This window comes from Streptococcus oralis (genome assembly GCF_023110055.1).
Lineage (GTDB): Bacteria > Bacillota > Bacilli > Lactobacillales > Streptococcaceae > Streptococcus > Streptococcus oralis_BY.
This window is the reverse complement of the sequence record NZ_JALDVG010000001.1, coordinates 1,295,718-1,322,573: the sequence shown is the minus strand read 5'-3', so window position 1 is coordinate 1,322,573 and position 26,856 is coordinate 1,295,718. Positions and strand designations below refer to the sequence as shown.

25 protein-coding genes are annotated in these 26,856 nt (G+C 42.9%); 22 read left to right on the top strand and 3 right to left on the bottom strand.

Annotation, left to right across the window (positions count from 1 at the left end; all coding sequences use genetic code 11):
- Nucleotides 1-148: 148 nt before the first annotated feature.
- From M1G01_RS06235 to M1G01_RS06175, 13 genes are all read left to right on the top strand, one after another.
- Nucleotides 149-1,015, top strand: a complete 867-nt coding sequence (locus tag M1G01_RS06235) for an ABC transporter ATP-binding protein (RefSeq protein WP_247931421.1) — start codon at nt 149-151, stop codon at nt 1,013-1,015.
- Complete coding sequence (locus M1G01_RS06230) at nt 1,015-1,857, top strand: ABC transporter permease (protein ID WP_000880495.1); 843 nt, start codon at nt 1,015-1,017, stop codon at nt 1,855-1,857. The genes M1G01_RS06235 and M1G01_RS06230 overlap by 1 nt, the downstream gene beginning before the upstream one ends.
- Nucleotides 1,858-1,875: 18 nt before the next feature.
- The gene (locus tag M1G01_RS06225; RefSeq protein WP_247931420.1) at nt 1,876-2,331 is read left to right on the top strand and encodes a LytTR family DNA-binding domain-containing protein; all 456 of its coding nucleotides are present in this window, start codon (nt 1,876-1,878) and stop codon (nt 2,329-2,331) included.
- A 9-nt stretch (nt 2,332-2,340) separates the two neighbouring features.
- Nucleotides 2,341-2,760 carry a DUF3021 domain-containing protein gene (locus M1G01_RS06220; protein WP_000825486.1) on the top strand — a complete coding sequence of 140 codons (420 nt, stop codon included), beginning with the start codon at nt 2,341-2,343 and terminating at the stop codon, nt 2,758-2,760.
- A 94-nt stretch (nt 2,761-2,854) separates the two neighbouring features.
- The gene (locus M1G01_RS06215; protein ID WP_247931419.1) at nt 2,855-3,550 is read left to right on the top strand and encodes a GNAT family N-acetyltransferase; all 696 of its coding nucleotides are present in this window, start codon (nt 2,855-2,857) and stop codon (nt 3,548-3,550) included.
- Between the two features lie 11 nt (nt 3,551-3,561).
- Nucleotides 3,562-3,978 carry a GNAT family N-acetyltransferase gene (locus M1G01_RS06210; RefSeq protein ID WP_247931418.1) on the top strand — a complete coding sequence of 139 codons (417 nt, stop codon included), beginning with the start codon at nt 3,562-3,564 and terminating at the stop codon, nt 3,976-3,978.
- 487 nt (nt 3,979-4,465) lie between these two features.
- Nucleotides 4,466-5,464 (top strand): Holliday junction branch migration DNA helicase RuvB, encoded by a 999-nt coding sequence (gene ruvB, locus M1G01_RS06205; RefSeq protein ID WP_084918109.1) that lies wholly within the window; start codon nt 4,466-4,468, stop codon nt 5,462-5,464.
- Nucleotides 5,445-6,029, top strand: a complete 585-nt coding sequence (locus tag M1G01_RS06200) for a nucleotidyltransferase family protein (protein ID WP_247931417.1) — start codon at nt 5,445-5,447, stop codon at nt 6,027-6,029. Before ruvB ends, M1G01_RS06200 begins: the two co-directional genes overlap by 20 nt.
- A 206-nt stretch (nt 6,030-6,235) precedes the next feature.
- The gene (gene uppS / locus M1G01_RS06195; protein ID WP_000466705.1) at nt 6,236-6,994 is read left to right on the top strand and encodes an undecaprenyl pyrophosphate synthase; all 759 of its coding nucleotides are present in this window, start codon (nt 6,236-6,238) and stop codon (nt 6,992-6,994) included.
- A gap of 8 nt (nt 6,995-7,002) precedes the next feature.
- The gene (locus M1G01_RS06190; protein ID WP_247931416.1) at nt 7,003-7,806 is read left to right on the top strand and encodes a phosphatidate cytidylyltransferase; all 804 of its coding nucleotides are present in this window, start codon (nt 7,003-7,005) and stop codon (nt 7,804-7,806) included.
- 15 nt (nt 7,807-7,821) lie between these two features.
- Complete coding sequence (gene rseP, locus M1G01_RS06185) at nt 7,822-9,078, top strand: RIP metalloprotease RseP (RefSeq protein ID WP_247931415.1); 1,257 nt, start codon at nt 7,822-7,824, stop codon at nt 9,076-9,078.
- 16 nt (nt 9,079-9,094) lie between these two features.
- Nucleotides 9,095-10,948, top strand: coding sequence for a proline--tRNA ligase (locus M1G01_RS06180; RefSeq protein ID WP_247931414.1), 1,854 nt, complete (start codon nt 9,095-9,097; stop codon nt 10,946-10,948).
- A gap of 98 nt (nt 10,949-11,046) precedes the next feature.
- Nucleotides 11,047-12,426, top strand: a complete 1,380-nt coding sequence (locus tag M1G01_RS06175) for a glycoside hydrolase family 1 protein (protein WP_247931413.1) — start codon at nt 11,047-11,049, stop codon at nt 12,424-12,426.
- A 38-nt stretch (nt 12,427-12,464) separates the two neighbouring features.
- Here M1G01_RS06175 and M1G01_RS06170 read toward each other — a convergent pair whose 3' ends face one another.
- Complete coding sequence (locus M1G01_RS06170; RefSeq protein ID WP_061428300.1) at nt 12,465-12,878, bottom strand: EamA family transporter; 414 nt, start codon at nt 12,876-12,878, stop codon at nt 12,465-12,467.
- 215 nt (nt 12,879-13,093) lie between these two features.
- Here M1G01_RS06170 and glmS point away from each other — a divergent pair, with 215 nt between their 5' ends.
- Nucleotides 13,094-14,902: a glutamine--fructose-6-phosphate transaminase (isomerizing) gene (gene glmS, locus M1G01_RS06165; protein WP_247931412.1), complete on the top strand. Its 1,809-nt coding sequence runs from the start codon at nt 13,094-13,096 to the stop codon at nt 14,900-14,902.
- Nucleotides 14,903-15,012: 110 nt separating this feature from the next.
- Complete coding sequence (locus tag M1G01_RS06160) at nt 15,013-16,065, top strand: LLM class flavin-dependent oxidoreductase (protein ID WP_247931411.1); 1,053 nt, start codon at nt 15,013-15,015, stop codon at nt 16,063-16,065.
- A 230-nt stretch (nt 16,066-16,295) separates the two neighbouring features.
- Here the strand turns inward: M1G01_RS06160 and M1G01_RS06155 are convergent, their stop codons facing one another.
- A complete protein-coding gene (locus M1G01_RS06155) occupies nt 16,296-17,153 on the bottom strand; it encodes a 5'-nucleotidase, lipoprotein e(P4) family (RefSeq protein WP_247931410.1) in 858 nt (285 codons plus the stop codon).
- A gap of 367 nt (nt 17,154-17,520) precedes the next feature.
- Between M1G01_RS06155 and M1G01_RS06150 the strand changes: the two genes are divergently transcribed.
- Genes M1G01_RS06150 through M1G01_RS06120 form a run of 7 tightly spaced genes read left to right on the top strand, consistent with a single transcriptional unit; the run spans nt 17,521 to nt 22,856 of the window.
- Nucleotides 17,521-18,525 carry a uroporphyrinogen decarboxylase family protein gene (locus tag M1G01_RS06150; RefSeq protein ID WP_247931409.1) on the top strand — a complete coding sequence of 335 codons (1,005 nt, stop codon included), beginning with the start codon at nt 17,521-17,523 and terminating at the stop codon, nt 18,523-18,525.
- Between the two features lie 11 nt (nt 18,526-18,536).
- Nucleotides 18,537-18,740 carry a hypothetical protein gene (locus M1G01_RS06145; RefSeq protein ID WP_000837737.1) on the top strand — a complete coding sequence of 68 codons (204 nt, stop codon included), beginning with the start codon at nt 18,537-18,539 and terminating at the stop codon, nt 18,738-18,740.
- 2 nt (nt 18,741-18,742) lie between these two features.
- Entirely contained in the window at nt 18,743-19,741 is a 999-nt protein-coding gene (locus tag M1G01_RS06140) for a uroporphyrinogen decarboxylase family protein (protein WP_247931408.1), read from the top strand.
- 11 nt (nt 19,742-19,752) lie between these two features.
- Nucleotides 19,753-20,631 (top strand): transporter substrate-binding domain-containing protein, encoded by an 879-nt coding sequence (locus M1G01_RS06135; protein WP_000037003.1) that lies wholly within the window; start codon nt 19,753-19,755, stop codon nt 20,629-20,631.
- Between the two features lie 32 nt (nt 20,632-20,663).
- Nucleotides 20,664-21,356, top strand: coding sequence for an amino acid ABC transporter permease (locus tag M1G01_RS06130; protein ID WP_009729724.1), 693 nt, complete (start codon nt 20,664-20,666; stop codon nt 21,354-21,356).
- 3 nt (nt 21,357-21,359) lie between these two features.
- The gene (locus tag M1G01_RS06125; RefSeq protein ID WP_084945085.1) at nt 21,360-22,082 is read left to right on the top strand and encodes an amino acid ABC transporter permease; all 723 of its coding nucleotides are present in this window, start codon (nt 21,360-21,362) and stop codon (nt 22,080-22,082) included.
- A gap of 9 nt (nt 22,083-22,091) precedes the next feature.
- A complete protein-coding gene (locus M1G01_RS06120; protein WP_000942251.1) occupies nt 22,092-22,856 on the top strand; it encodes an amino acid ABC transporter ATP-binding protein in 765 nt (254 codons plus the stop codon).
- A 202-nt stretch (nt 22,857-23,058) separates the two neighbouring features.
- On the opposite strand, the gene M1G01_RS06115 is transcribed toward M1G01_RS06120, so the two are convergent.
- The gene (locus M1G01_RS06115) at nt 23,059-26,775 is read right to left on the bottom strand and encodes a pullulanase (protein ID WP_247931407.1); all 3,717 of its coding nucleotides are present in this window, start codon (nt 26,773-26,775) and stop codon (nt 23,059-23,061) included.
- Nucleotides 26,776-26,856 lie beyond the last annotated feature (81 nt).

Genomic DNA, 26,856 nt, shown 5'->3' with positions numbered 1-26,856 from the left:
ATTCGATAGGAGAAAAACGAGCCTGCTCTACTTTAATTTAACCCCCATTATTTTACCACTTGGCCTTTCATTTTAACTGCTTATCTCAAAAGTCGATTTTTCTTTCATTCTTTTTGTTAAACTAGTGTGGTTAAGAGGAGGAAAAAATATGATTTTACAAGCTAAACATTTGACTAAACGGTACGGCAATCATATGGCTGTCGATGATATTCAGTTAGAGTTTGAAAAAGGAAGTTTCAATGCTATTTTGGGACCCAATGGTGCAGGGAAATCAACCACTATTTCCATGTTAATCGGTTTGAAAAAGCCGACACAAGGTCAGATTCGATATGCGCCAAATACGAAAATCGGAGTGGTTTTTCAAGCTAGTGTACTGGATGAGATGTTGACGGTTAGGGAAAATCTCACAATTCGTGCTCAACAGTATAAGGAGATTGCAGTAAGTCGTGTGGATGATTTGATTCATCAACTGGGTTTGACTGCTTTCCAGAAACAACTATATGGGACTTTGTCAGGTGGACAAAAACGTCGGGTTGATATTGCACGTGCTCTTCTTTCGCGACCAGATATTCTTTTCTTGGATGAACCAACGACAGGTCTTGATATTCAAACTCGCAAATCCATCTGGGATCTACTGTATCGACTACAAAAGGATGAAGGGATGACTATTATCTTAACGACTCATTATCTGGATGAAGCAGATGAAGCGGATCAGATCTATATCGTTGATCATGGGAAAGTGATTGCGCAAGGTTCTGCGATTGCTATTAAAAGTCAGTATGCATCTAATATCCTAAAAATTCGTTTTAAAGAAATGAAGGATTTAGAAAAACTGCTACAGTCTGGAATGACAGTAGAGGAAGAAAATGAGTTGGAATATCTTTTTTATCCAAGGACGTCACAGGAAACCATTGAATATTTGGCAAAAGTTCGAGAAGAAATTGATTCTTTTGAGTTTCGTCCGGGTACTATGGATGATGCCTTTATTGCACTTACAGGAAGAGAGGTTCGCTAATGCTAGCTTTATTGAAACGGAATTTTATCTTATATTTTCGTAATCGTTCGGGAGTATTTTTCTCATTATTGGGGGCATTGATTTCCTTCCTCCTTTATATCATTTTTTTGCAGAAGAATTTGACAGATTCTTGGTCCCAACTCCCTAATAGTACGAACCTTTTAAACAACTGGCTGATGGGTGGGACCTTGGCTGTGACTGGTATGACAACCAGTTTTACGGCTCTTAAACAAATGGTTCAGGACCGCGAAAATCAAGTGGATCAAGATCTTTTCTTGACAGATTTAGGTAACTGGGCCTTACAGGCGTCCTATCTAATCAGTAGTATTGTCATTTCTTTTGTCATGCAGGTGTTTATGTATGCTGTTATGAGTTTTTATTTTAAAGAGAGCCCAGTTATCAGCTATTTACCGGAAATCGCTTTGATTATGTTGTTAAGCAGTCTGCTTTCAAGTCTGGTAAATGTTCTCTTGATTTACCGTTTTCAATCTGTAGATAGCCTTGGTAAACTGGCAACGATAGTGGGAACTGCTTCTGGATTTTTAGTAGGAACTTATATCCCCATTGGAGTATTACCTGATTCTGCACAGCTTTTCATGAAATGTACCCCTGCAACTTATATTGCTTCTCTCTATCGACAAGTCTTGATGAAAGAGCGGTTAGAGATCGCATTTTCAGGAAATAACAGTCTGTTACAGGAATTTCAAGAAAAAATGGGAATCCAAATCAACTGGCAAGAACTATTGACAAAGGAAGAAACATACTTTATAGTGGTTATTATCAGTCTCGTCGCTATTCTTCTTTGGATGTTATTTGTTAAAGTGTTTAGCAAGAGAAAATAAAGAGGTATTGGAGAGAAAATGAAGATTCGTTTTGAAATGAAGACAGAGTTTTCAGAAAAAGACCCACACATTTTAATTCAGGCAGCTCGGTTAACCGACCAAGCAAGAGAGGTCATGGAGTATTTAGAACAATTTTCAACGACCAATCAGGTGGTCATTCCTATTCGAACGGATGATCATCTGCTTATGGTGAAAATTGAGGATCTTATTCTAGCAGATATCGATAAGAATTTGTTGACCATTTATACGGTAGATGGGATTTATAAAACTAAGGAAACATTGACAAACTTTCAGAATCGAATTAATCGGCGTAACTTTATACAGATATCGCGTCATTCAGTTATAAACATTGACCATTTAGAGTCATTATCGGATAGCTTTTCAGGGAACATGATGGCTAAGATGACTCGGGGTATCAAATCGAGTGTGAGTCGGAAATACGTTAAGTCCTTAATGGATTATCTAGGTTTATAGGAGAAAATCATGAAGCGATTGATTGCTTATTTTGTATCGGGAATGCGTACGGCCTCCTTTGTTTATTTGAGTTTGGTGTTATTGGCTCAGTTTTATTCAGGTATTACCTATCCCGCACCAACGACAAAAAATATTCTAGCTTTGTTTTTGATGAGTGGAATTATGGGGGTATTGACTTTAATCCTTGAAAGGCTAGAGTTTCTTGCTTATAGTATGCGTGTAGGAGTTCATTTGTTAGCGACAGCTACTATTTTAGTATTGACCTACCTATTTTTTGGCTGGGGTTCGGCATTGTTGAGTCCCTTGCTTTGGTTCTTTTTCTTATTAATTTATGGACTGATATGGTTGTACCAGATCTGGCAAACTCACAAGCTCACCCAACGAATTAATCAAGCCTTAGAAGATAAAAGAAAGAAAACGAATCACTAATGTAGTGTTGAGGATGAGGTTTGAGGAGAGTGCTAGTTTCCATTTAGAGTAATTTATGATATAGTATTTTCAGCGTGAAACAAGGAGAAAAACGATGCCAGTAAATGAATATGGTCAGATAATTGGTGAGTCAATGGAAGGTTATACTCCAGGAGAATTGCCTTCCATTGATTTCTTAGAAGGACGCTACGCTCGGATAGAGGCTCTTTCAGTGGAAAAGCATGCGGAGGATTTGCTAACTGTTTATGGTCCAGATACACCTCGGGAGATGTGGACCTACCTCTTTCAGGAGCCGGTGGCAGATATGGAGGAACTGGTTACCGTCTTAAATCAGATGTTGGCTCGTAAGGACCGTTTTTACTACGTGATTATAGACAAGGCAACTGGTAAGGCTTTGGGGACTTTTTCTCTCATGCGCATTGACCAGAATAACCGAGTAATAGAAGTGGGAGCTGTTACTTTTTCTCCAGAACTCAGGGGAACACGTATAGGGACAGAGGCTCAATATCTCCTAGCTCGCTATGTTTTTGAGGAGCTTAACTATCGTCGATATGAGTGGAAATGCGATGCTCTAAATCTGCCATCCAGACGAGCTGCGGAACGTTTGGGCTTTATCTATGAAGGAACCTTCCGCCAGGCAGTTGTTTATAAGGGGCGCACGAGGGATACGGATTGGCTCTCTATGATTGATAAGGACTGGCCTCAAGTCAAAGCTCGTTTGGAAGCATGGCTGGCTCCTGAAAATTTTGATAAAAATGGACGGCAGTACAAGAGCTTGAGAGAATTCTAAGAGGTGTTGGGATGATAACTATTAGAAAGCAAGAAATCGTCAAGCTAGAGGATGTTTTGCATCTCTATCAGGCAGTTGGATGGACAAATTATACACATCAACCTCAGATGTTGGAGAAGTCCTTATCTTACTCCTTAGCAATTTATCTGGCACTTGATGGTGATGCCGTGGTGGGCTTGGTCCGTTTAGTCGGAGATGGTTTTTCATCGATTTTTGTCCAGGATTTGATCGTTTTGCCTAGCTATCAGCGCCAAGGGATTGGTAGCAACTTGATGAAAGAGGCTTTAGGTGACTTCAAAGATGCCTATCAAGTCCAACTAGTGACCGAACAGACAGAAAAAACCTTGGGATTCTATCGTTCTCTGGGATTTGAAACCTTATCTACTTATGATTGTACAGGAATGATTTGGGTGGATCGAAAAAGATAAAAAAATATTTTTTCTTAAGTAAAGTTTAAGTCTCCTCTTGTATCATATAGTTATTAAATAAAGACCTCCTAATACTCTTCGAAAATCTCATCAACCTTCGTTAGAGTCGACTTAGCTAACTATAGTTATGCTTGCGCCTATCTGCCTAGTCTGATTTCGATTTTCATTGAGTACCCTTTATTTAATGAAATCCCAAACTTTTCTTTTTCATCATAATCTCCTAAAGAAGTCACCCAATCAGGTGGCTTTTTTATGACTTGGGGAGGAAAAATCCATTTGAAAAAAATTTTTTAAAAAATGATAAATCAGAGAAAAAGTTAAGTTAGCTTTAAGATTCATCTTGTATCATATAGTTATTAAATAAAGACCTCCTAACTTTATTTAATAGAAATCCTAAACTTTTCTTTTTCATAATAATCTCCCTTAAGAGGCCACCCAATCAGGTGGCTTTTTTGTTTGTGGCTTGGATTTTTGATATAATAGAGCCATGAGTAGAATTTTAGATAATGAAATCATGGGGGATGAGGAGTTGGTAGAACGTACCCTCCGTCCCCAGTATTTACGTGAATATATTGGGCAGGATAAGGTCAAGGACCAGCTGCAAATCTTTATCGAGGCTGCCAAAATGCGGGATGAGGCACTGGACCATGTTCTTTTATTTGGTCCTCCAGGTCTCGGGAAAACAACCATGGCCTTTGTTATTGCCAATGAACTGGGAGTCAATCTCAAGCAAACATCAGGTCCTGTCATTGAAAAAGCGGGAGATCTGGTAGCGATTTTAAATGACTTGGAGCCTGGAGATGTCCTCTTTATCGACGAGATTCATCGCTTACCCATGTCGGTGGAAGAGGTGCTCTATAGTGCCATGGAGGATTTCTACATTGACATCATGATTGGGGCTGGTGAAGGCAGTCGCAGTGTCCATTTGGACTTGCCGCCGTTCACCTTGATTGGGGCTACGACACGTGCGGGGATGCTCTCAAATCCTCTGCGGGCACGTTTTGGGATTACAGGTCATATGGAATACTATGCCCACGCTGACTTGACAGAGATTGTTGAGCGGACAGCAGATATTTTTGAGATGGAAATCACCCATGAGGCAGCTTCGGAGTTGGCCTTACGCAGTCGAGGAACTCCTCGTATCGCCAATCGTCTCCTCAAGCGCGTGCGCGACTTTGCCCAGATTATGGGGGATGGCTTGATTGATGATGTGATTACGGATAAGGCTTTGACCATGCTGGATGTAGACCGTGAAGGTTTGGACTATGTAGACCAAAAAATCCTTCGCACCATGATTGAGATGTACGGTGGCGGTCCTGTCGGTCTAGGAACTCTTTCTGTGAATATCGCTGAAGAGCGTGAGACGGTTGAGGATATGTATGAACCCTACCTCATCCAGAAAGGCTTTATCATGCGAACTCGCTCAGGACGGGTTGCAACGGCTAAGGCCTATGAGCATTTGGGCTATGAGTACAATGAAAAATGAGCAAGAAATCCTAGATAGTGTTAGAAAAAATCCTGATATGATGGCTATTCTGACCATCATCCGTGACCTTGGTTTGCAAGACTCTTGGTTGGCGGCAGGGTCTGTCAGAAATTTTATCTGGAATCTCTTGTCAGACAAATCGCCTTTTGACCGGGAGACGGATGTGGATGTGATTTTCTTTGATCCAGATATTTCTTATGAGGAAACAGTATCCATAGAGAAAAAGCTGAGAGAAGATTTCCCTCAGTATCAGTGGGAGTTGAAGAATCAGGTCTATATGCATCTGCACAGTCCCCACACTGTGCCTTACACGAGTTCTTGTGATGCCATGAGTAAGTATCCCGAACGCTGTACGGCGATAGGGCTTCGCTTGCATGCCGACGCAACTATAGAGCTCTTTGCGCCCTATGGTATAGAGGATATTTTGAATTTTAAGGTATCCCCAACTCCTCATTTTTTAGAGAATGAGGACCGAATGAAGCTCTATCAAGAACGCTTGTCCAAGAAAAATTGGCAAGAAAAATGGAAAAATCTGACTTTCTCAAAAAAATTAAGAAAAATTTAAGTTAGGGACGGTATACTAGATTCATAAGTTAAGAGGAACTTAACTTAAACTCCTAAAACTTTTTCATAATAATCTCCCTATAAAATTAAGTCGCCCAATCAGGCGGCTTATTTTTTGTCTGTACGGAGAGCTAATAACTTAGCAATAGAAGAAAATAGGGAAATATGGTATAATGAAACGATAGATTTTTGAATAGGAATAAGAACATGTTTGGATTTTTTAAGAAAGATAAAGCTGTAGAAGTCGAGGTTCCAACACAGGTTCCTGCTCATATTGGCATCATCATGGATGGGAATGGTCGTTGGGCTAAAAAACGGATGCAACCACGGGTTTTTGGTCATAAGGCGGGGATGGAAGCTCTCCAAAAGGTGACCAAGGCAGCTAACAAGATGGGAGTTAAGGTCATCACAGTCTATGCCTTTTCAACGGAAAATTGGACGCGCCCAGATCAAGAGGTCAAGTTTATCATGAACTTGCCCGTTGAGTTTTATGACAACTACGTCCCTGAATTGCACGCAAATAACGTTAAGATTCAGATGATTGGGGAGACGGACCGTCTGCCTAAGCCGACTTTTGAAGCTTTGAAAAAAGCAGAGGAATTGACCAAGAACAATACGGGCTTGATTCTCAATTTTGCGCTTAACTATGGTGGCCGTGCTGAAATTACGCAGGCTCTTAAGGGCTTGGCTCAAGATGTTCTAGATGCTAAAATCAACCCTGGTGACATCACAGAAGATATGATTGGGGACTATCTTTTCACTCAACACCTGCCAAAGGATTTGCGGGATCCTGATTTGATTATCCGTACGAGTGGTGAGTTGCGTTTGAGTAATTTCTTGCCATGGCAAGCAGCCTATAGTGAGCTTTACTTTACGGATACCTTGTGGCCTGATTTTGATGAAGCCGCCTTGCAGGAAGCTATTGCTGCTTTTAACCATCGCAATCGCCGTTTTGGAGGAGTTTAGGAGAAGATATGACCAAGGATTTACAAAAGAGAACATTGTTTGCGGTATTGGCCCTGGCGATTTTCCTTCCAGTCTTGTTTGCGGGTGGGCTCTTGTTGCAGATAGGGATTGGCTTAATAGCGATGCTAGGCGTCCATGAACTCTTGCACATGAAGGGACTAAAGACTATGACCATTGAGGGTGCTTTGACTCTTTTTGCGACCTTCGCTCTCACAGTTCCTTTGGAAAATTACCTAACATTTTTGCCTGTTGATGGAAATGTGGTTGCCTACAGTGTTCTGATTACCATAATGCTAGGGACGACCGTTTTCAGTAAAAACTATACGATTGAAGATGCCGCTTTTCCAATTGCTGTGAGCTTTTATGTTGGTTTTGGCTTTAATGCCTTACTAGATGCTCGGGTGGCAGGTTTTGACAAGGTACTTTTGGCCCTTTTTATCGTTTGGGCGACAGATAGCGCAGCCTACCTGACAGGGATGAATTTTGGTAAACATAAGTTGGCACCAAGAGTTTCTCCTAATAAGAGTATTGAGGGCTTTGTCGGTGGTATTCTAGGTGCGGTACTGATAACAGTAATCTTCATGTTAGTGGATAGCACAGTTGCTCTTCCTTATGGGATTTATAGAATGAGTCTCTTTGCTGCCTTCTTCAGTGTGGCAGGTCAGTTTGGTGACTTGATTGAGAGTGCCATGAAACGCCATTTCGGTGTCAAGGATTCTGGAAAATTTATCCCTGGACATGGCGGTGTGTTGGATCGCTTTGACAGCATGTTGGTTGTGTTTCCAATGATGCACTTATTTGGCCTGTTTTAAAGAAAGGAATTTTGAATGATTGGATTGCTAACCTTTATTCTCGTTTTTGGGATTATCGTGGTGGTGCATGAGTTTGGACATTTTTATTTTGCCAAGAAATCAGGTATTTTAGTTCGTGAATTTGCCATTGGTATGGGGCCCAAGATTTTTTCCTATATCGGTAAGGATGGCACTGCTTATACCATTCGAATCCTTCCTCTAGGAGGCTATGTTCGTATGGCAGGCTGGGGTGATGATGCGACAGAAATCAAGACAGGAACTCCAGTCAGTTTAACACTTGCCGACGATGGTAAGGTCAAACGGATCAATCTATCTGGGAAGAAACTGGATCAAACGGCTCTTCCTATGCAGGTAACTCAGTTTGACTTTGAAGACAAGCTCTTTATCAAGGGTTTGGTCCTGGAAGAAGAAAAGACTTTTACAGTGGATCATGATGCAACGGTTGTTGAAGAAGATGGAACCGAAGTGCGCATCGCTCCTCTGGATGTACAGTATCAAAATGCTTCTATCTGGGGCAAGCTCATTACCAACTTTGCGGGTCCTATGAATAACTTTATCTTAGGTGTTGTTGTTTTTTGGATCTTGATCTTTTTGCAGGGCGGTGTTAGAGATACTCAGACAAATCTCTTTCATGTCATGCCAGAGGGAGCTTTGGCTAAGGTGGGTGTGGCTGAAACCGCCCAAATTACCAAGGTCGGCTCGCATGAGGTTAAGAATTGGCAAGACTTGACCGAGGCTGTGGAAGCCGATACTAAGGACAAGATAGCCCCAACCTTGGATGTGACCATTTCTGAAAATGGTAGCGAAAAGCAAGTCACGGTGACTCCAGAAGAGAATCAAGGACGTTATATTCTAGGGGTTCAACCGGGAGTCAAGTCAGACTTTCTATCCATGTTTGTTGGTGGATTTACAACCGCTGCTGACTCAGGACTTCGTATCCTTTCGGCTCTGAAAAACTTGATTTTCCATCCAGATTTGAACAAACTCGGTGGTCCCGTTGCCATTTTTAAGGCAAGTAGCGATGCTGCTAAAAATGGTCTTGAGAATGTCCTCTACTTCCTAGCTATGATTTCCATCAATATCGGAATTTTTAATTTGATTCCGATTCCGGCTTTGGATGGTGGAAAGATTGTGCTCAATATCCTAGAGGCTATCCGCCGGAAACCCCTTAAACAAGAAATTGAAACCTATGTCACCATGGCTGGTGTAGTTATCATGGTTGTCTTGATGCTAGCTGTGACCTGGAATGACATTATGCGACTCTTCTTTTAGATAATCGAGGAATATTATGAAACAAAGTAAAATGCTAATCCCAACGCTTCGCGAAATGCCAAGCGATGCTCAAGTTATCAGCCATGCCCTTATGTTGCGTGCTGGTTATGTTCGTCAAGTCTCTGCTGGTGTTTATTCTTACCTACCACTCGCTAACCGTGTGATTGAAAAGGCTAAAAACATTATGCGCCAAGAGTTTGATAAGATTGGTGCGGTGGAAATGTTGGCCCCTGCCCTTCTCAGTGCCGATCTTTGGCGTGAATCAGGTCGTTATGAAACCTATGGTGAAGACCTTTATAAACTGAAAAACCGTGAAAAGTCAGACTTTATTCTAGGTCCGACCCACGAAGAGACCTTCACAGCCATTGTTCGTGATTCTGTTAAGTCTTACAAGCAATTGCCACTCAACCTTTACCAAATCCAACCTAAATACCGTGATGAAAAACGTCCACGTAACGGACTTCTCCGTACGCGTGAATTTATCATGAAAGACGGCTATAGTTTCCATGCTAATTACGATAGTTTGGATGTGACTTATGACGAGTACAAGGCGGCCTACGAACGCATCTTCACTCGCAGTGGTTTGGATTTCAAGGCTATCATCGGTGACGGTGGTGCTATGGGTGGTAAGGATAGCCAAGAATTTATGGCCATCACTCCTGCTCGTACAGACCTTGACCGCTGGGTTGTCTTGGACAAGTCAGTTGCCTCATTTGATGAAATTCCTGTAGAAGTACAAGAAGAAATCAAGGCAGAATTGCTCAAATGGATGGTTTCTGGTGAAGACACCATTGCCTACTCAAGTGAGTCTAGCTATGCAGCTAACTTAGAAATGGCAACAAACGAGTACAAACCAAGCAACCGTGTCGTTGCGGAAGAAGAAGTGACTCGCGTTGAAACTCCAGGTGTTAAATCCATCGATGAAGTCGCAGTCTTCCTTAACGTGCCAGAAGAACAAACGATTAAAACCCTCTTCTACATGGCAGATGGTGAGCTTGTTGCAGCCCTTCTAGTTGGAAATGACCAACTCAATGAAGTCAAGTTGAAAAATCACTTGGGTGCAGATTTCTTTGATGTGGCTAGCGAAGAAGAAGTAGCAAGTGTTATCCCAGCAGGATTTGGTTCGCTTGGCCCAGTTGCTTTGCCAGAGAATGTGAAAATCATTGCAGACCGTAAGGTGCAAGATGTTCGCAATGCCGTGGCAGGTGCTAACGAAGATGGCTACCACTTGATTGGTGTGAACCCAGGTCGTGACTTTACTGCAGAATACGTGGATATCCGTGAAGTTCGTGAGGGTGAAATTTCACCAGACGGACAAGGTGTTCTAAACTTCGCGCGTGGTATTGAGATTGGTCACATCTTTAAACTCGGAACTCGTTACTCAGCAAGCATGGGTGCAGATGTTTTGGACGAAAATGGCCGTGCGATCCCAATCATCATGGGTTGTTACGGTATCGGTGTTAGCCGTCTTCTTTCAGCAGTTATGGAACAACACGCTCGCCTCTTTGTTAACAAAACACCTAAAGGTGAATACCGTTATGCTTGGGGAGTTAACTTCCCTAAAGAATTAGCACCATTTGATGTGCACCTGATCACTGTCAATGTCAAAGACGAAGAAGCACAAGCCTTGACAGATAAACTTGAAGCTAACTTGATGGGAGCTGGTTACGAAGTCTTGACAGACGACCGTAACGAACGTGTCGGAGTGAAGTTTAGCGACAGCGACTTGATTGGGTTGCCAATCCGTATCACTGTCGGGAAAAAAGCAGCCGATGGCATCGTAGAAGTTAAGATTAAAGCGGCTGGTGACACCATCGAAGTTCATGCAGACAACTTGCTTGAAACGCTTGAAATCCTCGGCAAGAAATAAAAACTATAATCAGAAGAAAAACAAGGCAAAAATGTAACTAGTTTTTACCTTGTTTTTTCTATATAATGGGGAAAATGAGTAAATGAAGAGGTAAAGCTATGCTAAAATTTCCAAAGGATTTTGTCTGGGGTTCCTCCACTTCTGGACCACAGACAGAAGGGCGAGTGCCAGGTGACGGCAAGGGAGATAATCTCTGGGATTATTGGTATCAAGTAGAGCCAAACCGCTACTACAATGGAATTGGACCTGCTAAAACATCGACCTTCTATGAAAACTGGGAAAAGGATATTGAGCTTTTGGTAGAGACTGGGCATACAGCCTTCCGAACTTCTATTCAGTGGTCTCGTATTTTCCCGCAAGGTCGTGGAGAGGTCAATCCGCAAGGGGTGGCTTTCTACCGTCAGGTTTTTGAGGCTATTAAGGCCAAGGGGATTCGTCTCTTAGTCAATCTCTATCACTTCGACCTGCCATTTGCCCTCCAAGAAGACGGCGATGGTTGGGAAAATAAGGAAACTGTCAAGGCTTATGAAGACTATGCTCGTTTTTGTTTTGAGACATACGGTGACTTGGTGGACCAATGGATTACCTTTAACGAGCCCATTGTTCCTGTGGAATTTGGCTATTTTTACGATGCCCATTATCCACATAAGGTGGATGCAGAAGCAGCGGTTAAAGTAGCCTATCACACACAATTAGCTAGCAGTCGAGCGGTCAAGGCCTGTCATGAGATTTTGCCTGATTCCAAGATTGGGATTGTCCTTAATTTGACACCAGCCTACCCACGTAGCCAGCATCCCGCGGATGTCAAGGCTGCTCGCATTGCCGATCTCTTCCAAGCTCAATCTTTCCTAGATCCGTCTGTTTTAGGAGCTTATCCAGAAGAATTAGTAGAAATCTTGTCTGAGCATGATTTGCTGCCAGAGTACACTGTTGAAGAGTTAGAACTCATTCGTGAGAATACAGTTGATTTCCTAGGAGTCAACTACTACCAACCTTTGCGCGTTATGGCGCCACGTTTTGCTAAACATCCAGACAGTCCCCTCTTGCCAGAACATTTTTACGAGCCTTATATCATGCCGGGCCGTAAAATCAATCCTCACCGCGGTTGGGAAATCTACGAGCAGGGGATTTATGATATCGCTCAGAATATCAAGAAAAACTATGGCAATATCGAGTGGATGCTGACAGAGAATGGCATGGGGGTTGAAGGTGAAGATAAATTCCGTGTGAATGGCATGATTCAGGATGACTACCGTATCGACTTTGTCAAAGGTCACCTTCGTGAACTCCATCGCGCTATCGAAGACGGTGCCAACTGTAAGGGTTACTTGATTTGGACCTTTATCGACTGCTGGTCATGGCTCAATAGTTACAAAAATCGCTATGGTTTAGTCGAGCTTGACTTGGAAACGCAGGAACGCCGTCTGAAGAAATCAGGCCACTGGTTCAAGGAACTCAGCGACCATAATGGATTTTAAGAATAAAAAGAGTGAGATGGTATTCATCTCACTTTTTATTACAATATCATCACCAAGGTTCCGATCGTAATCAGGATACAGCCAATAATTGTTTTAAACGTCAGGACATCCTGTAGGAAGAAAAAGGCTAGAACGAGGGTAATGACGAGACTAAATTTATCGACAGCAGATACCTCAGTCGCATTGCCCATCTGCAAGGCCTTGTAGTAGAAGAGCCAGGAGGCGCCAGTGGCTAGACCAGATAAGATGAGAAAGAGCCAACTTTTTCTACTGATGTTGACAATTTCGGTCTGACTATTGGTCAAGAAAACCATGGCCCAGGCCATAAGAATGACGACGACTGTACGAATAGCGGTTGCTAGATTGGATGGAACACCTTCAATCCCAATCTTGGCTAAAATTGACGTTAAGGCTGCAAAGATAGCTGATAAAAGTGCGAAGAAAAACCACATGGCAAATACCTCCTCTATTCATTATAAGTAATTGATGCTGACTTGTCAGGTATCAAGTGAAATCTTGATAAAATACCAGATAGAAAAACTATACCAATTTTTATTCTTGACAAGTGAGAAAAACAAGTATATACTGTTTTTGCTGATTCTGTAAAAGGGAAATCAGACTATACCAATTTAAGGAGAAAGCACAGCTGGTCTGTGTCGTATATACTATGTGTGGAATTGTTGGTGTTGTTGGAAACACAAATGCAACTGATATTTTGATTCAAGGGCTTGAAAAGCTCGAATACCGTGGCTATGATTCTGCGGGAATTTTTGTCCTAGGTGGTGCTGAAAATCATCTAGTTAAGGCTGTCGGTCGTATCGCAGAATTGTCTGCCAAGACAGCAGGTGTTGAGGGGACAACTGGTATCGGACATACGCGTTGGGCGACTCACGGAAAACCAACTGAGGATAATGCTCACCCACACCGCTCTGAGACAGGACGTTTTGTCTTGGTGCACAATGGGGTGATTGAAAACTACCTTGAAATCAAGGGAGAATACCTTGCAGGTCACCACTTCAAGGGGCAAACCGATACGGAAATCGCTGTTCACTTGATTGGGAAATTTGCAGAAGAAGAAGGTCTCTCAGTTCTAGAAGCCTTCAAAAAAGCCCTTCACATCATCCGTGGTTCTTATGCCTTTGCCTTGATTGACTCTGAAAATCCAGATGTCATCTATGTCGCTAAGAACAAATCACCACTCTTGATTGGTCTTGGGGAAGGTTATAACATGGTCTGCTCAGATGCTATGGCTATGATTCGTGAGACCAACCAATACATGGAAATTCATGACCAAGAGTTGGTAATCGTCAAGGCTGATAGCGTCGAAGTTCAAGACTATGATGGTAACAGTCGTGAGCGTGCTAGCTATACTGCTGAGCTCGACTTGTCAGATATCGGTAAGGGGACTTATCCTTACTACATGCTCAAGGAAATCGATGAGCAACCAACTGTTATGCGTAAACTCATCCAAGCCTACACAGATGAGGCAGGTCAAGTTGTCGTAGATCCAGCTATCATCAAGGCTGTTCAAGATGCAGACCGCATCTACATCCTTGCAGCTGGAACATCGTACCACGCAGGATTTGCTTCTAAGAAGATGTTGGAAGAATTGACAGATACACCAGTAGAACTTGGAATCTCATCTGAGTGGGGCTACGGTATGCCACTTCTCAGCAAGAAACCGCTCTTCATCTTTATCAGCCAGTCTGGTGAAACAGCTGACAGCCGTCAGGTTTTGGTTAAGGCTAATGAAATGGGGATTCCGAGTTTGACAGTGACAAACGTACCAGGCTCAACTCTTTCACGTGAAGCCAACCATACAATGCTTCTTCACGCGGGTCCTGAAATTGCTGTGGCGTCAACCAAGGCCTATACAGCGCAAATCGCAGCCCTTGCCTTCCTTGCAAAAGCAGTCGGAGAAGCAAACGGGAATGCCAAAGCGCAAGCCTTTGACCTGGTTCATGAGTTGTCAATCGTAGCTCAGTCTATCGAATCAACTCTTTCAGAAAAAGAAACCATTGATGCCAAGGTTCGTGAGCTTCTTGAAACCACTCGCAACGCCTTTTACATCGGACGTGGTCAAGACTACTATGTAGCCATGGAAGCCAGTCTTAAGCTCAAAGAGATTTCTTACATCCAATGTGAAGGCTTTGCGGCAGGAGAACTCAAGCACGGAACCATTGCCTTGATTGAAGATGGGACACCTGTCTTGGCTCTCTTGTCAGATCCAGTCCTTGCTAACCATACTCGTGGAAATATCCAAGAGGTCGCTGCCCGTGGTGCCAAGGTTCTCACTATCGCAGAGGAAAATGTTGCTAAAGACACAGACGATATCGTCCTTACGACCGTCCACCCTTACCTCTCACCAATCTCAATGGTCGTGCCAACACAATTGGTCGCTTACTTTGCAACACTCCACCGTGGCCTTGATGTGGACAAACCACGTAACCTTGCTAAGTCAGTAACAGTAGAATAAGCTAAGAAAGTCTAGTTCATCTAGGCTTTTTCTAATGAGCAAATTCATTGAAAATAAAACTAATTAGTGATAAAATACCCTAAAACTAAAAGAGATAGCGAGGAAACAGGATGGTAGAATTAGGAATTTCAACATTTGGTGAAACAACCGCTCTAGAAGCGACTGGGCAGATTTACAGTCATAATGAACGCATTCGTCAGCTGGTGGCAGAGATAGAGCTAGCTGATAAGGTTAGTTTGGATGTGTACGGGATTGGGGAGCACCATCGAGAGGATTTTGCGGTATCAGCCCCAGAGCTTGTTCTTGCAGCTGGAGCAGTTAATACCAAGAAAATCCGTTTGACCAGTGCAGTCAGCATTCTCTCGAGTATGGATCCGATTCGCTTGTTCCAACAATATGCTACCATCGATGCCTTGTCAAATGGACGAGCAGAGATTATGGCAGGGCGTGGTTCGTTCACCGAGTCCTTCCCTCTGTTTGGTTATGACTTGAAAAACTACGAAGCTCTCTTTGATGAAAAGTTAGATCTGCTTCAGCTGGCAAATGAAAACACCAAAGTGAACTGGCAGGGGCAATTGACTCAAAGCATTGCTGGAAAAGAAGTCTATCCTCGTCCTGTTCAGGACAAATTGCCATTGTGGGTGGCGACAGGTGGTCATGTAGAGTCAACAGTGAAGATTGCTCGGGTGGGGCTGCCGATTGTCTATGCTATTATTGGTGGTAATCCGCGTTACTTCAAGAAATTGATTCAAGCTTATCGTGAGATTGGTAGGGAGGCCGGTCATACGGATAAAGACCTGAAAGTAGGCGCTCATTCTTGGGGCTGGATTGCTGAGGATGGCGAGCAAGCGGTCAAAGATTATTTCCATCCGACCAAGCAAGTGGTGGATGCGATTTCCAAGGACCGTCCACACTTGCAGGAGTTGACTTATGAGCAATATTTGGAGCAAGTTGGGCCAAATGGAGCCATGTTTGTGGGAAATCCAGACCAGGTGGCAGAAAAATTGATTCGCATGATTGAGGATTTAGACTTGGACCGTTTCATGCTTCATCTACCGCTTGGTTCTATGCCTCATGGTCAAGTTTTGAGAGCTATTGAACTCTTCGGCACACAAGTGGCGCCCAAAATACGTGCTTACTTTGCTATGAAAGAGGAGTTATAAAAAAATTCAATCAGTTGAGTCGATTGGTGAGGAACACCCTTGGATTCAGCAACAGGTGGAAGTGATACAAGCGATAGAGCATACTATCCAGTGGAATATATACTATTTTATATCAAGTACAAGATAAAATAGTAAAAAAGACGATTTCCGCTTGGAAATCGTCTTTTTTCGCTATTCTCGCAAATACGATATCTTGTGGTTGGTGTAAACTGGTAGATAGCTCTCTTATTTTATTTTTCAAAACCTTGTAAGTTTTTTTGGCGCTCTTCAGTTTGACCCTTGGCATCCAATTTATTACCATTGTAAACAGTGCTTTCCCATGATCCGTACATTGGGTTAGGGAAAATGATGAATTTCTCACCAAACTCTTTTTGTAATTCCTCTAATTTTTGGTTGCGCTCAGTTTCAGAGGTCTTTGAAAACTCTGCAAAGTCCACAAGATTGTCTCCTAATAGCATGACTAAGTTGGTTTTTTCTTGGACTGCTTGTCTACGACCTTCTTTAGATTTGACGCCTTTTTCTAAGAACATGAGATGATCGCGGCTTTGTACAGGAATTCCTTCATTTTCTAGGTTTTTGATCGTATCATCTACCTGATCTATCGTGCGGTCAGATACATAGTAAATTTGGACACCGTTTTGGTCTGCAAATTGGAGAAAGTCTTTAGCACCTGGTACAGCCTTGGCTGCGGCTTTTTTTACCCAGACATCCCAGTTTTCTGGGGTAAATGCTGTTCCATCTTTGACATTTTGCGCTTGATAAGGGCTATTGTCTAATACGGTTTCGTCTAAGTCCAAAACGATAGAGTAGGGTTTATCTGTCTGTGTTTTTAGTAGTTCTTTCAAGCGATCAGTAGCGACATTGTAACCTTGTAGATAGAGTGCCTTGGTCTCAGCTGCTTTTTGATACCAAAGAGTTGACATAGTGTTCTCTCTTGAACGCAACTGATCATAGGTCATTGTAACCTGATTATCAGATGTACTACTTTGTGTTGTCTGTGAATTTGCCGAATTTGTGCCACAGCCAGTCAGTAAAATGACGGAAGTAAGTGTAGAAGCAATTGTAATGGTAACTTTGGATATTTTCATAATCCCATCCTCCTAATAATAGTCTATTAATATTGTAGCGTTTTCATGGGATTTGTGCAAGGAAATATCGTGATAAAAGAAATTTTTCAGTAGTAATTTGGTATTAGGATAAAATTATGTACTTAATTTGGGAATGAAGATGGATATAAAAATTTCCAATCGGCTTGATAGAAAATCTATATCAGCTCCTTTTTGGAAAATAGATGAAAATAAAGTGAATCTTTGAAAGGCTAGTAACATCAAGCTTTTCAAGGATTTTTTTCTTCATAGATATAAAAATTTCTAATCGAGTTGATAGTCAATATATATTGGGAAAAGGGGAAAAGGAGTGGTAAGATGGTTTCAATCCAAATGGAAGGAGAAAGGTATGGCAAGCAAAAGAGATCTAGTCTTTAGAGCGATTCGAGGCGATGAAGTGGAAAGAGTTCCTGTGGGATTTTGGTTTCATTTTGTAACACTCGAAGAAAAGGGGCAAGGATTAAATAATCCACGTATCTTTCAAAAGAGTGTTGATGGGCATCGCAACTATGTGGAAAGGATTCTCCCTGATTTTGTCAAAATTATGAGCGACGGTTTTTTCCTTTATCCAAGTAATGTCTATAATCCTAAGATTGCAAGCATTCAGGAGCTGACTTCTATTGAGTCGATTGGTGAGGAACACCCATGGATTCAGCAACAGGTGGAAGTGGTACAAGCGATTCGAGAGACCTTTACCGAAGAGATTGCTTCTTTCTACAATATCTTTTCGCCTATCTCCTACCTCAAGCGTTGGTTCCGTACAGAAACTTCGCGAGGAGATAGGGAAGTGGCTGATCTATTGCTTGAAAATCCTGAGCAATTCAGAGCGATTCTAGATGTGATCGCAGGAGATATTGCTATCCTAACTCAGAAAATCATCCAGCAAGGTGGAGTTGACGGAATTTATCTCAGCACCCAGGAAATTCAAGATGAGCGCATCACACCAGCACTCTACCAAATCTATATCGAACCGAGCAATATAGCGATTTTGGAAGCAGCTAATCAGGTGGGTGGGACCAATATCCTCCATATCTGTGGTTTTGAAGGTGCGAGCAATGATGTGACGATATTTAAGGACTATCCAGCTCAAGTGGTCAATTGGGCGACTCATCATGAGGATGTTAGTTTGACACAGGGTCAGGAGTTGTTTCGAGGCAAGGCCGTTTTAGGTGGATTTGAAAATGGCAAGAAAAGCTTGCTTTATCACGGTTCCAAGACGGAATTGCAAAATGAAACAAGGCGGTTACTGGCTGAAGCTGGTAGTAAAGGCGTTCTTCTGGGAGCTGACTGTACTGTTCCAGATGACTTTGACTTAGAGAGGTTGGACTGGATTCGGCAGGCAGCTGTTCTCTAAAAGGAGGAGCTATGAAAAGTAAAAGATGGGGCATCTTCATTGCAGTTGTCGGTTTGCTGGCCTTGGTTGCCATAAGCGTCGTAAAAAATGGGCATTGTAAAAATGGAGAGAGATGTCGTGGAGTTCAGGATTTTTCTAAGTCCAGTCTCCCCTTTCTACGCTCGAATGATATCGCAAGCAGTTTATTAGTTGAAAAAGTAAGAAATGGAGAATAAGAATGTCAGAAAAAAAAGAATGGGTCTTAAAAGCATTTAGAGGTGAAAAGGTTGAACGTGTGCCAGTTGGCTTTTGGCACCATTTTACATCCGAAGACGAATGGCTACACGGTTTCTCAAATCCAGTCATTATCGAGAAGAATATCGAGGGACATAAGCGCTTTATCCGACAAGTTCAGCCAGACTTTATCAAACTCATGAGTGATGGCTACTTTGCTTATCCAAATCCAGCGATTGCCAAAGGCAAATCACTTCAAGAATTGGCGACCATTCAACCACTCGGATCAGATCATGCTTGGATAAAAGAGCAGGTGGACTTGGTTAAGAAAATCAAGCAAGAGTTTACAGAAGATATCGTTGCGATTTACAATATTTTTGCTCCTGTGACCTATCTCAAGTGGCTGCTGGGGGAAGTGTCTGGTGGCGATGACCTTATCGCGGACTTTCTGGTGGAAGACCCTGAAGCCCTCAAGAAGGTGTTGGATGTGATTGCAGAAGATATTGCGAGTCTCAGTCGAGCTGTCATCGAAGAGGCTGGTGCTGATGGAATCTATCTCAGCGTGCAGAGTATCCAAGATCAACGAGTGTCGGCAGCAGATTATCAAGCCGTCATTGCCCCTAGCGAGATAACTGTTCTGGAAGCGGCTAGTGCTGTTGGTGGCGTCACTGTTCTTCATATCTGTGGCTACGAGGGGGCGCGAAATGATATTCACCTTTTTGCAGACTATCCAGCCCAAGTCTTTAACTGGGCTGTGGGACCAGAGGGAATCACTCTCAAGGAAGGTCGTGAGATTTTCAAGGGACGTACGGTTCTTGGAGGATTTGAAAATGGCAAGACAGGCTTGCTGTATACTGGTAGCAAGGATGCCATTCAGGCTGAAGCAAAGAAACTAGTTGCAGAAGCTGGGGAACAGGGCTTGGTACTTGGAGCAGATTGTACCATTCCAAGTGATATCGCAGTTGAACGTATCCAGTGGGTGAGAGAAGCGCTTGAAAACTAAAGGAGAAAAAGATGAGTAAAAAAGCATGGATTATCGGTGGTGTAGCAGTTGTTGCAGTAATTGGGGCGACGATTATCGGGAGAAGTTTAGCTGGCGCTCCAGCCAAGGAGGGAGAAACGGCTTCGTCTGCTGAAGTCATAACCTTGAAGGTTGCCCATACACAAAACTATGTACCTTATGACTTTGTCAATGAAAAAGGGGAATCAGATGGTTATGAAGTAGCTGTTTTGAAGGCTGTTGATGAGAAGTTGGCAAACTATCAATTTGAATATACGGGCACCAGTGATGATGACCTCTTGATTGGTCTGGAATCAGGCAAGTATGACATCGGAACCAAGGGAGCTTGGTACACAGATGAACGAGCTAAAAAGTTTGTCATTCCATCTGAACCAGTCGGAGCGAGCATCATCGGATTTACTGTCAGAAAAGAAGATGAACAGAAATACAAAACCATTGATGACTTTGCTAAGAATAAAGGGAAATTGGTTCCCATCTCTCCACAGAATGCTCAATGGAATGTTATCACCAGCTACAATGAAAAACATCAGGATGCACCGATTGAGCTAACAGCAGCTGAATCCTTTAAAGTGGCAGATGCCTATGCCTGGGTCTTAGAAGGACGTTATGACGCCTTCTTTGATATCAAACTGTCCTTTGAAAAAGCAGTTACCGCAGAAGATGGACCTTACCATCAATATGCGGATAAACTCAGCTGGTTCCCATATAAAGGCATTCCAACTTATCCCTTGATTCACCGTGATGAAAAGGGTGAGAAATTCGCTAAAGAATACGAAAAAGCAATTAAAGAGTTGAAAGAAGATGGCACGCTTGCTAAGCTATCTCAGCAATACTTTAAAGAAGATGTCTTTAGTTACGTAGACAAAGACTAGACCAGAAATTCCAAGACTAGAAAGGGTTTTGCATGGTTTCTTATGATTTTTCCAAGGTCTTTCAGTTTTTGCCAACCTTATGGCAGGCACTTCCTATGACCTTGTCCATTCTCTTTTTTACCACTCTTCTTGGTTCCCTTTTTGGAGGTCTCTTGGCCTGGGCGCAAGTAGGAGAAGACAAGAGTTTTGCAGCGATTTCCAAAGGCTATATCTTTACCCTACGTTGTACACCGCCGATTGTCTTGCTTTTTCTAGTCTTTTATGGCTTGCCAGAATTTCTGAAATGGTGGCTTGGTTTGGATATCAACAACTGGTCTAAAACTATTTTTGTTCTCCTGACGATGATTCTCTTGTTTGCGGCTATTGTTGCCGAGGTTTTCAAGGCGAGCTATCAAGCTATTCCAAAGGGGCAGACAGAGGCCGGACTTAGTATTGGTTTGACTCCAAGTCAGACTTTTTGGAGAATCATTTTTCCCCAAGCTTTTCAAGTTGCTCTTCCCAATATAACGACCGCTATTCTCAATCTCATGCGGGATGCTGCCTTGGCCTATACGATTGGTTTTGTTGATGTTATGGGGGCAGGCAATCTCTTGATCAGTCGCAATTTAGGGAACTACTCTCTGGAAACCTATACGGCAGTTGCGCTTCTTTACTGGGGGATTGCCTTGGTTATTTCTAGCTTGAGTCGTTTGCTTGAGAAGTCTTTGGAAACAAAAGGGAGGTAAGAAATGGATATAGACTATATTGTAAAGACCTTTCTGGAGACCTTGAAGGGTGTGCCAATCACCTTGATTATCATGATTGTGGCTATGGTCTTAAGCTTTTTACCGGCTCTATTTTTAGCCTTGGGGCAGATTTACAAGGTTCGAGGTGTGAGGAGTTTTTCTTTGGTCTATCTGGCCTTTATCCGAGCGACTCCTCCGATTTTATTGATTCTCTTCTTTTATAGTTTATTTCCAAGTTTGCTGAATCAATTTCTCAAAAGCATAGGAAGTGACTTTGATATTTTCAAGCTTGATCCTCTCTATTATGCCTTTATCATTTATAGTTTGATGACAGTCGGGAGTTTATCGGAGATTTTGCGTTCAGCCATCTTGACGGTGGACAAGGGACAACTAGAGGCAGCACATGCGATTGGGCTGACTACGACCCAGGCTTATCTAAGGATTGTTTTTCCTCAAGCCTTGCGCTCAGCCTTGCCTAACTTGGCCAATCTGGTGATCAATATCGTCAAAGGGACCTCCCTGGTCTTTGTTATGACCATCAAGGATATCACCGCTATTGCTCGTGTAGAAGCGTCCTACGGTTACCAGTATTTTGAGTCATATTTTGTGATCTTTTTGCAGTATATTTTGATCTGTGGTTTGATTCAGTGGGGCTTCTCCCTACTGGAGAAAGGCTATGTGAAAAAAGAAAAGAGAGCAAAAACATCTAGCGCGCGTTTTGTATAGGAGGACAGGATGTTACAAGTAGAACATATCGCAAAAACATTTGGTGAGAGGCAGGTCCTGGAGGATGTCAATCTCCAGGTCAATCAAGGGGATGTCGTCGTTATCTTAGGGCCATCAGGTTCGGGGAAAACGACCTTTCTCCGTTGTCTCAACCACTTAGAAAAAGCTGACAGTGGCCGTTTGACCTTGGCAGGAAAGACCTATGACTTAGCCAAATTAAGCAAGAAAGACATTCTAGAAATTCGCCAAAAAACAGCCTTTGTTTTCCAACACTACAATCTCTTTGCAAATAAAACTGCTCTGGAAAATATTCTAGAAGGCCTAATCGTCGCTCGTAAAGTTCCCAAGGAAGAAGCGCTCAAACGTGCAGAATCTGCCTTGGAAAAAGTTGGTTTACTGGCCTACAAAGACTACTACCCTTCTCAGCTATCTGGAGGGCAACAACAACGAATAGGAATTGCGCGTGCTATTGCCGTCAAGCCCGAGGTCATTTTGCTAGATGAACCAACATCAGCATTAGACCCTGAGTTGGTTGGAGATGTTTTGGATGTTCTGAAACAGTTGGCGGGAGAAGGTGTGACCATGGTGGTCGTCACGCATGAGATGGGATTTGCTAGAGATGTCGCCAACCACGTTATTTTCATGGATGGAGGCCGTATCGTAGAGGAGAACAATCCCCACGATTTCTTTAGTCGTCCACAAGAAGAACGAACCAAGCAGTTCCTGGCTCGTATCTTATCAGACGCTAGCTATAGTGTAGAATATATGATTTGATAGATAAGTGTATCATAAAAACAACACCCCATGACTAGAAGATTCTTCTGACCATGGGGTGTTTTCTCTATAGGAGGGCTAGGTTATACACCTCGAAAATCTCTTTAAACCAGGTCAGCTTCGCCTTCTCTACAAGCTCAAAGCTGTGCTTTGAGTAGCCTGCGATTAGCTTCCTAGTTTACCCTTTGATTTTCATTGAGTGTTATTTCTTTTTCTTGTTTTTTATCAACCATCCAAGTCCGAGAAGGGCAAGGATGCTGAATCCAGCAAGGGCAAGAAGGGATTTGTTCTCAGTACCTGTGTTTGGAAGGAGGTTCTGAGAGTGAGCCTCTGCAGCGGTTTCTTGAGTTTCAGGATTAGCTGCTAGGCTTTGAGCTCGGCCTTGTTCTGGTTCAACGTCCAGGCTAGAAAGATCAAATTCTGGTTTTTCTTCCACAGCTGGGGCGACAATAGCACCACCTTGAGACAAGCGGAGAACAACGGCAGTGAGAGCGTTCAATTTCAAGCCTTTTTCAGTCCATTCGAGACCTTGAGGTTTAGCGATTCCTACTGGTCCGGCTTGATTTTCATCTGCCAGGACTTCAGCTTTTCTCAAGTGGGCAAAGGCAGTTCCTAGAGTAAATTCACGAGCCTTATCATCCGCATTGACAAAGACAGCGTAGACATCACCGTTTGGAGCAGTGATTTGGTAGCCGATGGTCACATCTTCTTTTTCAACGCCATTTTGTCCTGGAACAGTAATGAGGTGGACGCGCTCTTTGATGTCTTGCAGACTCTTGAGTCGGAAAGCGTCTGTAGATTGACGAAGAGCAATCAATCCTTTCATGTAGTCACGGCTCTTGACATTTTCAGGGTATGCTTTGCCATCAGTTGCTTTGGTCCAATCAAACTTGTTGACAGCATCACTAGAGTCATAAGAGTCATGGATAAAGTAAGGATAGACAAATGGCTTGCCGTCTTTGTCACGTAACAAGTGAGACTTGTTTGGAACCTTATCTTCAGGAACAGGAGTCTTATAGGCTGGATCAAGGAATTGTTTGGTACGTCCGTATTCTTGACCAGAGTGGATAAACGGAGTCCCTTGAGCAGTCAAGACCATGAGGTTTCCAAGTCGCAAACGGCGATGGATTTCAGCATAGTTCTCAGCCTTGCTTGGGTCTTTTTTGATAGACTGAGCAATAATGTCAAAGAGGGTCAAGTTATCATGGGCTGCGATATACTGGATAACATCTCCAGGACTGTCTGCTTCAAAGTTAGTTGGTTGAGCAATCAGATTTTTAAAGATGGTATTGATATCGCGTTTTCCACCTGTGATAAAGGCAGGTTGGCCTTCGTTTGGATAACCAGACTTGAGGTTGTTACGGATATCATCTGAAAAGACAGCGACAGTATCTGTTTTCTTCATCCAATCTTGGTCAGCAGGCTTAGTAGGCATGTTTTCGTCACCAGCATAGGTTCTCCAGCCTTCACCTAGCATGATAAGATTTGGATTGAGGGCGCGGGCAGCTTTGTACGCTTCTTCGATAGAAGCCGCATCGTGGTCACCCATCATATCAAAGCGGAAACCATCTACTTTGTAAGTTTCAACCAGATACTTGATAGAGTCTACCAAGACGCGTTTAGACATGTAGTGGGTAGTTCCCAAACGACCGCCACCAAAGCTAGTACGTGGAGTTCCGTCTGCGTCCATAAAGTGATAGTAGTTTGGCTCAATATCCTCAAAAATATCAACATTGGCAGTATGGTTGTAGACCACGTCCAGGATAGCCCCCATGCCACGTTTGTGGATTTCGTTGATGAGGTTTTTGAATTCGGCAATACGTTTTTCTGGATTCTTAGGATCGCTTGAGTACATACCAGTCAAGGAGAAGTAGTTTTGAGGGTCATATCCCCAGTTGTAATTGCTGTTGCTTGAAGCGTAGGCAGACAAACGCTCATGGTTTTTCAATTCATTGACAAAGTAGTAAGACAAGACTGGAAGGAGCTGGATGTGGGTCACACCCAAGTCCTTGAGATAGTCTAGTTTTTCGATAAAGGCTTCAAAGGTACCAAATGGCTTGGTCAAGTCTTTTGCGATGGCAGGATCCGAAGTGAAGTCACGCACATGAGCTTCATATATAACGGCATCTTCACGCGATTTGAAGTTACGAATCTTCCCATAGGTCAAGTCTTGCGGACCTAGTTTGGATGGATCAACAAAGGCAGCCTTAGCGACCTTATGAGCGGCATCTGTTTTTGCTAGGTCACTGTTCCAAGCCGCTAATGATTTGGCATAAGGGTCAAGAACGAGGACAGTTTTACCTTGGCGCTCGATTTGGTAGTGGTAGTAATAGCCAGTGTAGTTGCTGATACCGAGACCAGAGTTTGCATCCAGAGTTTGTTTCCAGGTTCCTTTTTCTCCTTTTTCAAGGGCGACAGTTCCAACTACTTTTTCAGGGTCTTTCTTGTCATAGACAACAACGGAAACCTTATCAGCACTTGGAGACCAGAGGGTGAGATCAACCCGCTTGCCATCTTCTTTTAGAGTTGCGCCGAGTGGACCATCGTAACTGTAGGACTCATCCTTGAGGCGCCAGCTTGAACGTGTGGTAAAGCGGTCTGAATTGTAGCTGACAGTGTAAGGGTGTTGAGTGTCAGAGAAGTCGCCGATGTAAGTCACTTTTTTACCTGCCTCATCTACTTCCACGTCTGTGATAGCCACTTTATTTCCTTGGTAATCAGTGATGCTGGAGTGTTTGAGGATGTCGTCTTTCTTAGCTCCAACTAGGGTAGAAAAACTGCTTTCGATACGAGATTTAGCCACGTGTTGGGCACCAGTCATGCGGATATCGTGCACATAGTAGGGGTTGGTGTAGATGGTTTCGTCATCATCTTTGAGGAAAATCTGACTGTGATTTTTTAGATCAGTGAATTTATAATCCTCTTTTCTGATTTTCACATCATCGCCTTTCTTGCTTTCGTCTAGTAATAAAAATCCAAATTCTCTCGCAGCTTCATTGAGTGGGATATCAATGTAGCGACCATATTTTCCAGTTGCGGTAAAGTCAGTACCGTCAGGCCATTCTCCACTGCTTGGAGTCTTGACATCGCCCCAATACCAGAGAGATTTTTTGTCATAGTTGCCATCGGTGCGGTAGTAGTTGACACGAATAGTTCCTGCTGGTTGAGGTCGATAATTGTATACCTTGTAGTTTTCATCTAGCCAGGCCTCGTTCATTTTTGGAGAGAGGCGCTCTACAGAACGGTCCCCTGTCAGGTTATCCCCCTTGGTATTGTTGATAAGGAAGCTGACTTTCTTGGCATGCTCATTTTTGAGTTTGACATCTAGGTAATAGCCGTAGTCATCTTGCTTGGCATCCTTGAAGGAATTGGCTCCATTGGGCCAGTTTTCAGACGGCTTTTCAACATCGTCCCAAGTCCAAAGACCTTGAGAATCTTTGTTTTCTTCAGGGAGTTTTTTTACGTGGATGCGGAAGTGGTTGTCTGCGATGGGTTCTTCAGAGGATGTGTCAGCTTGTGGCTTTTGATCAGAAGTTGGCGCCAAAGTGCTGGCATCTACTTTCTCTTCCTTGCTGTTAGCTTGGCTTGTAGTAGCATTTTCTGTTTTAGGTGTTTCTGGTGCTGTAGTAGTTTCCGCAGCTGGAGCTTCCTTTTTAGAATCAAGGGAAGCGTTTGCATTCTTTTGTTCAGAAATAGGCGTTTCCTTTTGAGTTTGACTCGTTTCAGTCTCAGTAGGGGCCTTGGTCACAGCGCTAGTATTTTCCTGAGTTTGAGGTAGGTTTTCGTTAGCTGAAATAGTTGGCATTGCAGCAGAAAGTAGGACAATACTGGCACCAATAAGGACAGAACCAGTTCCGTTTTTCAAAGAACGAATACCATAAATCATTTTTTTCTCAGTTTGAGATGGGATCTTTTTCATCACAATTCTCCTTGTGTAGTTGTTTCCTATCAGTATAGCACGAGGTAAACATTAGTGCAAGCGTTTTCCTAACTTTTAAGA